The 12,447-nt window shown below is 66.0% G+C and carries 11 protein-coding genes; 10 read left to right on the top strand and 1 reads right to left on the bottom strand.

What is annotated here, in order from left to right:
- Window positions 1-53: 53 nt before the first annotated feature.
- Entirely contained in the window at window positions 54-740 is a 687-nt protein-coding gene (gene rpiA / locus ACP5M5_RS02920; protein WP_427935433.1) for a ribose-5-phosphate isomerase RpiA, read from the bottom strand.
- Between the two features lie 174 nt (window positions 741-914).
- Between rpiA and ACP5M5_RS02915 the strand changes: the two genes are divergently transcribed.
- The 10 genes from ACP5M5_RS02915 to ACP5M5_RS02870 all read left to right on the top strand — a co-directional run.
- Window positions 915-3,743 carry a bifunctional transaldolase/phosoglucose isomerase gene (locus tag ACP5M5_RS02915; RefSeq protein ID WP_427935432.1) on the top strand — a complete coding sequence of 943 codons (2,829 nt, stop codon included), beginning with the start codon at window positions 915-917 and terminating at the stop codon, window positions 3,741-3,743.
- A gap of 10 nt (window positions 3,744-3,753) precedes the next feature.
- The gene (gene gnd / locus ACP5M5_RS02910) at window positions 3,754-4,734 is read left to right on the top strand and encodes a phosphogluconate dehydrogenase (NAD(+)-dependent, decarboxylating) (RefSeq protein WP_427935431.1); all 981 of its coding nucleotides are present in this window, start codon (window positions 3,754-3,756) and stop codon (window positions 4,732-4,734) included.
- A 167-nt stretch (window positions 4,735-4,901) separates the two neighbouring features.
- The gene (gene pgl, locus ACP5M5_RS02905; RefSeq protein WP_427935430.1) at window positions 4,902-5,612 is read left to right on the top strand and encodes a 6-phosphogluconolactonase; all 711 of its coding nucleotides are present in this window, start codon (window positions 4,902-4,904) and stop codon (window positions 5,610-5,612) included.
- A 52-nt stretch (window positions 5,613-5,664) separates the two neighbouring features.
- Entirely contained in the window at window positions 5,665-7,146 is a 1,482-nt protein-coding gene (locus ACP5M5_RS02900; RefSeq protein WP_427935429.1) for an ABC transporter substrate-binding protein, read from the top strand.
- 141 nt (window positions 7,147-7,287) lie between these two features.
- Complete coding sequence (locus tag ACP5M5_RS02895; RefSeq protein WP_427935427.1) at window positions 7,288-8,241, top strand: ABC transporter permease; 954 nt, start codon at window positions 7,288-7,290, stop codon at window positions 8,239-8,241.
- Entirely contained in the window at window positions 8,241-9,059 is an 819-nt protein-coding gene (locus ACP5M5_RS02890; protein WP_427935426.1) for an ABC transporter permease, read from the top strand. The genes ACP5M5_RS02895 and ACP5M5_RS02890 overlap by 1 nt, the downstream gene beginning before the upstream one ends.
- 83 nt (window positions 9,060-9,142) lie before the next feature.
- Complete coding sequence (locus ACP5M5_RS02885; protein ID WP_114912442.1) at window positions 9,143-9,445, top strand: YggT family protein; 303 nt, start codon at window positions 9,143-9,145, stop codon at window positions 9,443-9,445.
- A gap of 21 nt (window positions 9,446-9,466) precedes the next feature.
- Window positions 9,467-10,321 (top strand): bifunctional 5,10-methylenetetrahydrofolate dehydrogenase/5,10-methenyltetrahydrofolate cyclohydrolase, encoded by an 855-nt coding sequence (locus ACP5M5_RS02880; protein WP_427935424.1) that lies wholly within the window; start codon window positions 9,467-9,469, stop codon window positions 10,319-10,321.
- Window positions 10,318-11,610, top strand: coding sequence for a flavin monoamine oxidase family protein (locus tag ACP5M5_RS02875; RefSeq protein WP_427935422.1), 1,293 nt, complete (start codon window positions 10,318-10,320; stop codon window positions 11,608-11,610). The genes ACP5M5_RS02880 and ACP5M5_RS02875 overlap by 4 nt, the downstream gene beginning before the upstream one ends.
- Before the next feature lie 235 nt (window positions 11,611-11,845).
- The coding region (locus ACP5M5_RS02870; RefSeq protein ID WP_427935420.1) for an IS110 family transposase at window positions 11,846-12,447 on the top strand (602 nt) is incomplete at its 3' end.

Below are 12,447 nucleotides of genomic sequence, written 5' to 3'. Positions count from 1 at the left end.
AAAAGGGGAAAGAAAACTTCTTTTTCTGAAGAAAAAGAAGCAAAAAGACTTTCTTACTCACTGCGCGCAAGACGCCTGACCCCGGTTTCCTCGGCGAGCAGGACGAGATCGGCGCGGCCGAGGAAGAACCCGGTTTCGACGACGCCGACGAGGCGGCGGAGCGCCTCATCAAGCGGCGCCGGCTCGGAAACCGCGCCGAAGTCGCAATCGAGGATGACATTGCCGCCATCGCTGCGATAGGGCGCGCCATCGGCGGCCAGGCGGAGACGCACAGCGCCCCCGAGGGCCGCGATCTTGCGCGAAGTCGCCTCCCAGCCGAAGGCCACCACCTCGACCGGAACGATACCCGAGAGCGTCGTGACCAGCTTGCTCGCATCCGCCATGATCACCAGCCGGCGCGCCGCGTCGGCGACGATTTTTTCGCGCAAAAGCGCTCCGCCAAGCCCCTTGATCAGGTCGAGGCGGCCGCTCGTGATCTGATCGGCGCCGTCGATCGCAAGATCGATCACCGCGTCTTGCGCGAAGTCAGTGAGCGGAATGCCGGCCGCCTGCGCCGCCTGCGCGGTGCGTTCGGAAGTCGGGATGCCGCGGACGCGGAGCCCCTCCCTTTTGATCCGCTCGCCGAGCAGGGTGATCATGAAGGCCGCGGTCGAGCCGGTGCCGAGCCCGAGCACCATGCCATCGACGATTTCCGCGACCGCCGCCGCCGCCGCCTGCTGCTTCAAGCACTCGTGATCCATACCCGCTCATCCCCGCCCGCGGCCCGCGGCCGCCGTTCCGACGCCTCATCTGCCCCCATGTTCCAAACGAGGCAAGAGGCGGAGGGGCCGCCGCTCTTGAGCGTAGCGGCTCAACGGGTAATCTCCAGGGATAATCTCTCGCGTCCGGCGTGGCGTTTTATGAAAGTATCGAACATGACCAATCCCCTGGCCCAGCTTCCCACCCTCGGCCAATCGGTTTGGCTCGATTTCGTGAGCCGCCCGTTATTGGAGAAGGGTGACTTGCAACGCCTAATCGCCGAAGACGGCATCCGTGGCGTTACCTCCAATCCCTCGATCTTTGAAAAAGCGATCGCCCATTCGACGGATTACGACGCCGATCTCGCTTCCTGCGTGCGCGCCGCCGATCGCGACGTCGATGCCCTGTTCGAGCATCTCGCCATCGCCGATATCCGTATGGCGGCCGACCAATTGCGCCCGGTCTATGAGCGGACCAAGGGGGTCGATGGCTATGTCAGCCTCGAGGTCTCGCCCTATCTCGCGATGGACACCGAGGGCACGATCGCCGAGGCGCGGCGGCTCTGGCGCGCCGTCGAGCGCCCCAATCTGATGATCAAAGTGCCCGGCACCGAGCCCGGTGTGCCGGCGATCCGGACCCTGATCGGCGACGGGATCAACGTCAACGTCACCCTGCTGTTCTCGGTTGCCGCCTATGAAGCGGTGGCGGAGGCCTATCTCGCCGGGTTGGAGGCTGCCAGTGCCGCCAAGCGCGACATCGCCGGCATCGCTTCCGTCGCCAGCTTCTTCGTCAGCCGGATCGATGCCGCGGTCGAACGCGAGGTCGCCGAGCGGCTAAAGACTGCCTCCGCCACGGAAGCCGAGGCGCTGCGCGCCCTTGACGGCAAGGTCGCGATCGCCAACGCCAAACGCGCCTATCAGCGCTATCAGGCGCTGATCGAGACTCCGCGTTGGCGAAAACTCGCGGCCAAGGGCGCGCGGCCGCAACGCTTGCTCTGGGCCTCGACCGGTACCAAAAGCAAATCCTTGCCCGATACGCTCTATGTCGATGAACTGATCGGGCCGGAGACGGTCAACACCATGCCGCCGGCGACGATGGACGCGATGCGTGACCACGGCCACGCCAAGGTGACATTGACGCAGGGCCTGGCCGACGCCGAAGCGGTTCTCTCGTCGCTCGCGCGCCTGCATATCTCGCTCGATGCGATCACCGAGGCGCTGGTCATCGACGGCGTTCGCCGCTTCGCCGACGATGCCGACAAGCTCTTTGCCGCCGTTGCGCGCCGCCGCGCCGAGGTGCTGGATGGCAAAGCGCCGCGCCAAGTGATCGCGCCGGGGCCGGACGGCGAAACCTTCGCCGCCGAGATGGAGCGCTGGCGCGAAGAAGGCCTGATCCGTCTCCTTTGGCGGCGCGATTCGGCGCTCTGGACGGGCGGCGACGAGGATCACTGGCTCGGCTGGCTCGACGCCATTGCCGCCGGCGAGGCGGCGCTGCCGGCGCTCACCGCGTTCGGCGCCGAGATCGCCAAGGAGGGTTTTACCGACATCTTGCTCCTCGGCATGGGTGGCTCCAGCCTCGGCGCCGAAGTGCTCGCGACGACGCTGGCCCCGGCCGGCAAGGGGCCACGCTTTCACATGCTCGATTCCACCGACCCGGCGCAGATCGCCGCCCTCGAGGCCGCGATCACGCTCAAAACCACGCTTTTCATCGTCGCCAGCAAATCCGGCTCGACGTTGGAGCCCGAGCTGATGCGGCGCTATTTCTTCGCCCGCGCGAACAACGCCAAGCAGTTCGTCGCCATCACCGACCCCGGCTCGGCACTCGAGAAAATCGCCAAGACGGATGGCTACCGCGCGATTTTTCCGGGCGAGAAGACGATAGGTGGGCGCTATTCGGTGCTGTCGCATTTCGGCCTGGTGCCGGCGGCCGCGCTCGGGCTCGATGTCGCGCAGCTCCTCGTCCTTGCCAAGCAAATGTACCATGCCTGCGGCGCGAGCGTGCCGCCGAGCGAAAATCCTGGCGTCGCACTCGGTGTCTTCCTCGGCATCAATGCCCGCGCCGGGCACGACAAGGTGACGATCATCGCCTCGCCCGGGATCAAGGCGATCGGTGCCTGGCTCGAGCAATTGCTCGCCGAATCGACCGGCAAACACGGCCTCGGGCTGATCCCGATCGCCAACGAGCCGCCGGTTGCGCCTGACGCGTATAGCGAGGATCGCGTGTTCGCCTATCTCGAACTGCAAGACCACGCCGACGCGGCACAGGAGGCGCTGGTCGCGGCCCTGGAGAAAGCGGGCCGCCCGGTCGCGCGCCTTCGCGTGCCCTCACCCCATCATATCGGCCAGGAATTTTTTCGCTGGGAGATCGCGACCGCGGTCGCCGGCAATGTCCTCGGCATCAACCCGTTCGACCAGCCCGATGTCGAGGCGAGCAAGGTCAAGACCAGGGCGCTCACCGAGGCGTTCGAGAAGACCGGCGCCCTTCCCGAAAGCGAACCGCTGCTTCGTGACGGCGAAATCGCGGTTTACGCCGATCCCCTGAATGCGCGCGCACTCTCAGGCGCGAAAACCCTCGCCGAGGCGCTCGCTGCGCATTTTGCCCGCGCCAAAGCCGGGGATTACGCGGCACTCCTCGCCTATATTGCGCGCAACCCGGCGCATGAGGCGGCGCTCGAAAAACTCCGTAAGCATATTCTTGCAGCTAAAAAAATCGCGACCTGCGTCGGCTTCGGCCCGCGCTTTCTTCATTCGACCGGCCAGGTTTACAAAGGCGGGCCGAATTCCGGGATTTTCCTGCAGATCACGGCATCGGACGCGAACGACATCGCGGTCCCCGGCCAGCGCGCGAGCTTTGGCGTCGTCAAAGCGGCGCAGGCCTTGGGGGATCTCGAGGTGCTCGGCGAGCGCAAACGGCGCGTGCTTCGCATTCATCTGGGCGGCGACCTCGCGCACGCTCTCGCCGCCCTCGAGGCTGCTCTCGCGGGTGCTCTCGCCCTAAAATCGTGAGGAAAATACCATGAAACTCGGCATCATCGGACTCGGCCGGATGGGCGCGAACATCGCCCGGCGGTTGATGCGCGCGGGCCATCAAACCGTCGTCTTCGACCTCTCGGCCGACGCGATCGCCACCCTCGAAAAGGAGGGCGCCGAAGGTGCCCCCTCACTCGCGGCACTCGCCGAGAAGCTCGCGCCGCCGCGTATCGCCTGGGTGATGCTGCCCGCAGGCCATATCACCGAGGACACCATCGCCAAAATCGCTGAAATCTTCACAAAAGAAGACATCGTCATCGATGGCGGCAATACCTACTTCAAGGACGATATCCGCCGCGCGAGCGAATTGCGAAAGCGCGGCCTGCATTACGTCGATGTCGGCACGTCGGGTGGCGTTTGGGGGCTCGAGCGCGGGTTTTGCATGATGATCGGCGGCGATAAGCCGACCGTTGATCATCTCGACCCGATTTTTCGCGCGCTTGCGCCTGGCGCCGGTGATGCGCCGCGGACCCCGGGGCGGGAGAAATTCGACCACCGCGCCGAGCAGGGCTACCTCCACGCCGGCCCGGCCGGCGCCGGGCATTTCGTCAAAATGGTGCATAATGGCATCGAATACGGCCTGATGCAGGCCTATGCGGAAGGGTTCGATATTCTCCGCCATCGCGTCTCGGAAGCGCTGCCGGAATCCGAGCGTTTCACCCTCAACCTCCCCGATATCGCCGAGGTCTGGCGCCGGGGCAGCGTGATTTCGTCCTGGCTGCTCGATCTCACCGCCGCGGCGCTCGCGGAAAATCCCAATCTATCGCATTTTTCCGGCCATGTCGCCGATTCCGGCGAGGGCCGCTGGACGATCGAAGCGGCGATCGACGAGGCGGTGCCGGCCAACGTGCTCTCTGCAGCACTTTATGCGCGCTTCCGCTCGCGCGAAGATGAAAGCTTTGCCGACAAGCTGCTGTCCGCCATGCGCTATGGTTTCGGCGGCCATGTCGAGCAACCCACAAAATGACCGGATCGGAAGGTTAGGGAGGGTAGACTTGTTGTTCTTTTTTAAAAAAAAGAACCAAAAAACGTTTGTCTGTTGGAGATTGCCGGCGCAGGGGAAACGGGAGGAAAGTGTTTTTGCTTCTTTTTCTTCAGAAAAAGAAGATTTTCTTCCTTTCGGTCTGCTCTCGGATGCATGATTCCCTCCACATCGCCGCCGATCGCGCGGCGCTTGCGACGGCGGTTGCCGACTGGCTCGTTGCGCGCATTGCGCAAGGCGCGGGGCCGACGCGCATTGCTTTGAGCGGTGGCTCGACCCCGCGCGATCTGTTCGAAAAACTCGCGGCGTCGCCTTATCGCGACACGATTCCCTGGGCACGTGTCGAACTCTTCTGGGGCGATGAGCGTTTCGTGCCGGCGGATCATCCCGAAAGCAATTACGGCATGGCGCGGCGCACCCTTCTCGATCACATCGCGATCCCGGCGGCGAACATCCACCCGATCCCGACCGATGGTACGCCCGCGGACGCGGCCGCGCGCTATGAGGCGCTGCTCAAGCGGACCTACGGTGCCGAGACGCTCGACCCCGCTCGGCCGTTGTTCGACGTCGTTTTTCTCGGCCTCGGCGAAGACGGCCATACCGCCTCCCTCATCCCCGGCCAGGCGGTGCTCGCCGAACGCAGCGCTTGGGTCGCCTCCGTGGCGCAAGGCCGGCCCGAAATCCGCATCACCCTGACCTATCCCGCCCTTGAAAGCTGCCGCGCGGCGGCTTTTCTGGTCGCCGGCAGGGGCAAGGCGGCGATCTGTCGTGCCGTGCGCGAAGGCCGCGCGGACGTGCCGGCAGCGCATCTCCACCCGCTCGGCGAGACGCTCTGGTTCCTCGACCGCGCCGCCGCCTCTTGACCGCGTCGCCAGCGCTCGCGACAGTCTCGCCGCCTTGAACGGGGAGACGACAATGACGTATCGGGCGCAATGGTGGCTGGCGGTCATCGGGATCATCCTCGCGGGCGCCGGCCCGGCTTGGGCCAAGGATACGCTCACGCTCGGGATGGTGTTGGAGCCGCCGGGCCTCGACCCCACCGCCGGTGCCGCCGCGGCGATCCGCGAAATCGTTTACGCCAATGTTTTCGAGGGGCTGACGCGGATCGATGGCGAAGGCCATACCGTTCCCGGCCTTGCCGCGTCGTGGACGATATCGCCCGATGGCAAGACCTACCGCTTCGCGCTTCGCCCGCATGTCACCTTCCATGACGGCACGCCGTTTGATTGCGGCGTCGTGAAATTTTCCCTCGACCGCGCCCGCGCGCCAGACAGCACCAACGCGCAGAAGGAGATTTTCGAGCCGATCGCGGCGATCGACTGCCCGGCGCCAGAAACCGCGGTGATCACCCTCAAGCGGCCGGACGCCGATTTTCTCTATGGTCTCGGCTGGGGGGATGCGGTGATGGTCGCACCTAATTCTGCGGCTGGCAATCAAACCAACCCGATCGGCACCGGCCCGTTCCGCTTCGTGCGCTGGGTGAAGGGCGACCATGTTGACCTCGCGCGCTTTCCCGGCTATTGGGGCGTCGCGCCGAAGCTTGCCGCCGTTACCTTCAAATTCATCGCCGATCCCGCCGCCGCCGCGGCCGCTCTCCTTGCTGGCGACATCGACGCTTTCGGCAATTTTCCCGCCCCTGAAATCCTGCCGCAACTTCGCGCCGATTCACGATTTTCCGTCGTTATCGGCGCGACCGAAGGCAAAACCCTGCTCGCCCTTAATGATGCCCGCAAACCGTTCGATGATATTCGCGTCCGCCGTGCGCTGGCCTATGCGATCGACCGCCGCGCGCTGGTGGCTGCGACGATATCGGTCGCGGCGCGGATCATCGGCTCGCATTACACGCCAAACGACCCCGGTTTCATCGATCTCGCCGCGACCTACCCCTATGATCCGGCGCGCGCCAAGGCGTTGCTCGCCGAGGCCGGGATCGCGCCGAGGATGCGCTTTAAGCTCGCGCTGCCGCCGCCGCCTTACGCCCGGCGCGGCGGTGAGGTGATCGCGGCGATGCTGCAGGCGGTCGGGCTCGAGGTCGAGCTGGTGCCGATGGAATGGGCGACCTGGCTCGATCAGGTGTTCAAGCGTTCCGATTTCGACATGACGATCATCGCCCATACCGAGCCCCGCGATCTCGCGATCTATGCCCGCGATCATTATTATTTCAATTACGCCAACGCCGATTTCCGGGCGCTTTTTCAACGCTATCGTGAAACCCCCGATCCCGCCGCCGGCATCGATCTTTTGCAGCAGATGCAGCGCAAGCTTGCCGAAGACGAGCCCAACGTCTTCCTTTACGTCCTCCCGAAAATCGGCGTCTGGAACGCTCATCTGCATGGTCTTTGGATCAATGATCCGATCCCGGCAAATGACGTCACCGGCGCTTATTGGGGAAATTGAGATGAGAGATTTGCTCTTTTTCGTTGACCAATGTCTACGACACTACCCGGCTCGAGAGCGCTTGCCACGCCGAGTACACCGGGAAGAAAGTCTTTTTGCTTCTTTTTCTTCAGAAAAAGAAGAAATTCTTTCTTATCTTCGATGATCCGCTATCTCGGGTCGCGTCTGCTCACGCTCGCGCTGACTTTGTTCGCAGCGGCGGTGTTGGTATTTCTCGTGCTCGATGTGCTGCCTGGTGATCCGGCGGCGCTGATCCTTGGCGTCAATGCGCGGCCGGACACGCTGGCGGCGCTGCATCACGCCATGGGCCTCGACCGGCCAGCGATCGTGCGGCTTTTCGCCTGGCTCGGCGCCATGCTGGTCGGGGATTTCGGCGAGAGCTTCACCTATCACGTGCCGGTTGCCGGGCTGATCGTCGATCGCATCGGGGTCAGCCTGCCGCTCGCGTTGCTGGCGATCGCAGTCTCCACGGCGATCGCCATTCCAACAGGGGTTTTTGCCGCCGCCAACCGCGGCCGGGTCGGCGATACGCTCACCATGGCGGCGGCGCAGGTTGGCGTCGCGGTGCCGAATTTCTGGCTCGGGTTGCTCTTGATCCTGCTATTTTCGGTGAAACTCGCGTGGTTCCCCGCCAGTGGCTTTCCGGGCTGGGGCGGCGGGGTATGGCCGGGCGCGCGCGCTCTGATCCTGCCCGCCTTGGCGCTGGCGCTGCCGCAAGGCGCGATCCTTGCCCGCATCACCCGCGCTTCGATGCTGGAAACCCTGGCGGAGAATTACATGCGGACCGCGCTCGCCAAGGGGCTAAGCCCTGGCCGCGCGCTCTGGCGTCATGCGTTGCCCAACGCGCTGATCCCGGTGGTGACCATCCTCGGCCTGCAATTCTCGTTTCTGCTTGCCGGCACCATCATTATCGAGAACGTCTTCACGCTGCCTGGGCTCGGCCGGCTGGTCTTCCAGGCGATTGCCGGGCGCGATCTTATCGTCGTCCAGGCACTCGTCGTCTTGCTCGCCGGCAGTGTCATCGTCGTCAATTTCTTCGTCGATATTGCCTATGTGTTGATCGATCCGCGCCTTCGCGCCCAAGGTGGGCATTGATGCGAAGGCATGTCGCGCTCATCATTGGTGGCGCGCTCAGCACTTTGATGCTGGCGATGTCGTTGCTCGCCTTGGTCTGGACGCCCTATCCGCCAACCGAAATCGATATCGCGCACCGGCTCGCGCCCCCTTCCGCCGCCCATTGGCTCGGCACCGACCCTCTCGGGCGCGACGTGTTTTCGATGCTGATCGCCGGCGGGCATCATTCGCTCGCCATCGCGGTGATCGCGGTTGCGGCCGGCATTGCGGCCGGCGTGCCGCTCGGTCTCATCGCCGGGCGGCGCGGCGGGATCGTCGATGATCTGGTGATGCGTGGCGCCGATCTCCTGTTTGCGTTTCCCGCCCTGCTCACCGCCGTCATCATCACCGCGCTCGCCGGGCCCGGGGCGATGGCCGCAGCGCTCGCGATTGGGATTTTCAATGTCCCGGTTTTCGCCCGCTTGGCCCGCGGCGCGACGCGGGCGCTCGGGGCGCGGGATTTCGTTCGCGCCGCGGCGATGCTTGGGCGAAATGAGCTTGCGATCAGCCGGTCGCACATCCTGCCCAATATCGCCGCCCTTCTCATCGTGCAGGCGAGCATCCAGTTTGCGCTCGCCATCCTCGCCGAGGCCGGGCTCGCCTATGTCGGGCTTGGGACACAGCCGCCGGCGCCGAGCTGGGGGCGGATGCTGAACGACGCGCAGACCTATATTTTCACGGCGCCGCGGCTTGCGATCTTTCCCGGGCTTGCGATCATGGCGGCGGTGTTGGGGCTCAACCTGCTCGGCGACGGGCTCCGCGATTGGCTCGATCCGCGGCTTCGCACGCTCCGGGATTGAAGCCGGCGCACTTCCTGGCTAGAGGTGGGGGAGATCCTTCACCCTCCTTCCGCGCGCCGTCCCGCGCGCCTGATCGGGTTCGCATGAACGCACTCTTCTGGCTGCTCAATGAGCTGATCACGCTCTATTTCTGGGCCGTCATCCTGGCCGCGGTGATGAGCAATCTGATCGCCTTCAACGTGCTCGACACCCGCAACCGGCTGGTCTGGACGATCGCCGATTTCCTCAACCGTATCACCGAGCCGGCGCTGCGGCCGATCCGCTCGATCCTGCCCTATTTCGGCGGCATCGACATCAGCCCGATCATCCTCGTCGTGCTGCTGCAAGCGCTGCGCATCCTGCTCGGCGAAATCCAGATCAGCCTCTGGCGCGCCGGGCTGTTCTGAGGTGATGCGAGAACGCAGGCCGTGACCGCGCTCGTCCTCGACGGCAAAGCGCTTGCCGAGCGGATGCGCGCCGACATCTCCGCGAAAATCGCGCAGCTCCCCTATCGCCCCGGTCTTGCGGTGGTGATCGTCGGCGATGACCCGGCGAGCGCCGTCTATGTCCGCAACAAGGAGCGCGCGGCCCGGGAGTCGGGCATAGCGGCGCGTACCATCGCGCTGCCCGCGACCACCCCCGAGTCGGCGCTGCTCGCCCTGATCGCCGACCTCAACGCCGATCCCGCGACCGACGGCATTCTGGTGCAACTGCCACTTCCCGCCCATATCCGCGCCCAGCGTGTGATCGAGGCGATCGACCCGGCCAAGGACGTGGACGGATTCCACCCGATCAACGCCGGCTATCTCGCGCTTGGTCTCCCCGCCCTCGTGCCATGCACGCCGCGCGGGGTGATGCGGCTGCTCGCCGAGGCCGGAACCCGGCTCGCCGGCGCGCGCGCGGCGGTGCTCGGGCGCTCGGCGATCGTCGGCCGGCCGGTCGCAGCCCTTCTGACAGCGGCGGATGCGACGGTGACGCTGCTCCATTCGCGCACCCGCGATATCGCTGCCGAATGCCGCTGCGCCGAGATCGTCATCGCCGCCGTCGGCCGCGCCGAAATGGTGCGTGGCGACTGGATCGCCCCGGAGGCGGTGGTGATCGATGTCGGCATCAATCGCGGCGTGGACGGCAAATTGCGCGGCGATGTCGCCTTCGCCGAGTGCGCGGCAAAGGCGAGCGCGATTACCAAGGTGCCGGGTGGGGTCGGGCCGATGACCATTGCCTACCTTCTCGAAAACACGCTGGAAGCGGCGGCGCGGCGCCGCCTGACGGCGATGGGGTGAGCGAGATCGATGTCGCGATCGTCGGCGCCGGTGTCGCCGGGCTCGCGGCGGCTGCCTGGCTCGCCCGGCGTGGCGCCCGCGTCGCCCTCCTCGAAGCCTTGCCGCGCGCGGGCGGCCGCGCCTTCACCGACCATCCCGCCGCCCTCGGTGGCGCCCCCTTCGATCACGGCGCCTCTTGGCTCCATAACGCCGAGCGCAACCCGCTCGCTCGCCTCGGCCGGTGGCGCGGCGAGACCCTGATCGATACCGCCCGCACCCGCCGCCGCATTTCCATCGTCGATGGGCGGCGGGCGAGCGAGGCCGAACTCGCTGCGCGCGACGCTGCCGCGGAGGTCCTGGAAACCGCTCTCATCGCCCGCGCCGACGCCCCCGGCCCCGACCCGAGCTTCGCCGCCGCGCTCGACGCCCTGCCGCCCAACCCCTGGCACGCCAATATCGAGGCGATCGAGGCCACCCTGATCGCCGCCGCCGACCCCGCTCGGCTGAGCCTCGCCGATTGGCGGGCGAACCGGCTGGAGGGCACCAACCTCTTGCCGCCAGATGGGTTCGGCGCCTATGTCCTGCGCCTGCTCGCCCCGCCGCCGAGGACGCTCTCGCTCACAACCCCGGTCTCGCGCCTGGATTGGGGCGGGCATGAGGTCGTGCTCGCGACGCCGCGTGGGGCGATCCGCGCCAAGGCCGCCATCGTCACCGTCTCCACCGGCGTCCTCGCCGCCGGCGGGATCAGCTTCGCGCCTGCTTTGCCAGACATGACCGCCGCCGCCATCGCTGCCCTGCCGATGGGGCTTTTGAGTAAGGTCGCATTACGGGCGGCGGGGGAGGATCGGCTCGACCTGCCGCCGGGGTGCTTTGTTGAGCGCCGGCTCGACGCCCGTGGCGAGCCCTTCATGGCCTTCAATGCCTGGCCACGCGGGCGCGATCACGTCATCGGCTTCTTCGGCGGGGAGACCGCTTGGGCACTCGCCCGCGCCGGCACCCAAGCCGCAGAGGATTTCGCCCGCGCCGAACTCACCCGCCTGTTCGGCGCCCGCGCCGCCCGCGCCTTCGCCCCCGGCGTCGTTGTCACCGATTGGGGCAGCCATCCCCGCTTCCTCGGCGCTTATGCCTACCCGCTGCCAGGCGCCGCCAGCGCCCGCCGCGCGCTCGCGACGCCGCTCGCCGAAGGTCGCCTCACCTTCGCCGGCGAAGCCTGCCATCCGACCCTCGCCGGCACCGTCGCCGGCGCCCTCATCACCGCCCGCATGGCCGCGCGCACGGCGTGGAGCGCCGTGAAGGGGAAAGGGAAGTAATACCATGTGTGGACGGCCCCTGGGGTTCAATGGGTCGGACGAGAGATGAGCTTCAGGTCGAAGGCGTTCATGTGTCCGGCCTGTTGGCGCGGTCGCATGACCGCTGGCCCAGATGGAATCCGCAAGCAAGCACCAAACAACTGGGCGACCTGACAAGATTGTTGGGGTGGACGGCCGCACGGCATCGGATGTGCCAAGAAAGGGTCGTGAACCAACCCAAGGAGAGGGCCGCCCGATGGCATACAAGCGGATTTCGATCGACACGTCCAAGCATGTCTTCACGATCCACGGGGTCGATGAGGTGGAACGGCCGGTGCTGCGTCGTGATCTCCGGCGGTCGCAGGTCGAGGCGTTCTTCGCCAAGCTGGAGCCGATCGAAGTGGCGTTGGAAGCCTGTGCCGACGTGCATCACTGGGGCCGCCGGCTCGGTGCCATGGGCCATCGGGTGAAGCTGATCCCGCCGCAGTATGTGAAACCTTTCGTCAAGCGCAACAAGAACGACCGCAATGATTCCGAGGTGATCGGCGAAGCGGCGTCGCGGCCGAGCATGCCGACGGTGCCGGTGAAGAGCCTCGACGAACAGGCGGCGACTATCATCGTGAAGCACCGGGAGTTGCTGGTCGGGCAACGGACTGCGGCGATCAACGCGCTACGTGGGCATGCGGCCGAATTCGGCGTGATCGCGGCCAAAGGCACGGCCAATATCGAGGCGCTGCTGGCGGTCCTGGCCGAGGCGCCCGAGATACCCGCAACTGCCAAGGTGGCCTTCGCGGCGATGGGCGAGCATATCGCCGATCTCGATGCCGAGCTCGCGGTGATGGACAAACAGCTCCTCGA

The organism is Acidibrevibacterium sp., assembly GCF_049965395.1.
Taxonomy (GTDB): domain Bacteria; phylum Pseudomonadota; class Alphaproteobacteria; order Acetobacterales; family Acetobacteraceae; genus Acidibrevibacterium; species Acidibrevibacterium fodinaquatile.
The sequence above is the reverse complement of the archived record's forward strand: the minus strand, read 5'-3'. Positions and strand labels throughout refer to the sequence as shown.

Coding starts and splice junctions, on each gene's coding strand:
- gnd (WP_427935431.1), top strand. CDS start 3,754: ATGAAACTCGGCATCATCGGACTCGGCCGGATGGGCGCGAACATCGCC.
- ACP5M5_RS02900 (WP_427935429.1), top strand. CDS start 5,665: ATGACGTATCGGGCGCAATGGTGGCTGGCGGTCATCGGGATCATCCTC.
- ACP5M5_RS02915 (WP_427935432.1), top strand. CDS start 915: ATGACCAATCCCCTGGCCCAGCTTCCCACCCTCGGCCAATCGGTTTGG.
- pgl (WP_427935430.1), top strand. CDS start 4,902: ATGCATGATTCCCTCCACATCGCCGCCGATCGCGCGGCGCTTGCGACG.
- ACP5M5_RS02885 (WP_114912442.1), top strand. CDS start 9,143: ATGAACGCACTCTTCTGGCTGCTCAATGAGCTGATCACGCTCTATTTC.
- ACP5M5_RS02890 (WP_427935426.1), top strand. CDS start 8,241: ATGCGAAGGCATGTCGCGCTCATCATTGGTGGCGCGCTCAGCACTTTG.
- rpiA (WP_427935433.1), bottom strand. CDS start 740: ATGGATCACGAGTGCTTGAAGCAGCAGGCGGCGGCGGCGGCGGTCGCG.
- ACP5M5_RS02895 (WP_427935427.1), top strand. CDS start 7,288: ATGATCCGCTATCTCGGGTCGCGTCTGCTCACGCTCGCGCTGACTTTG.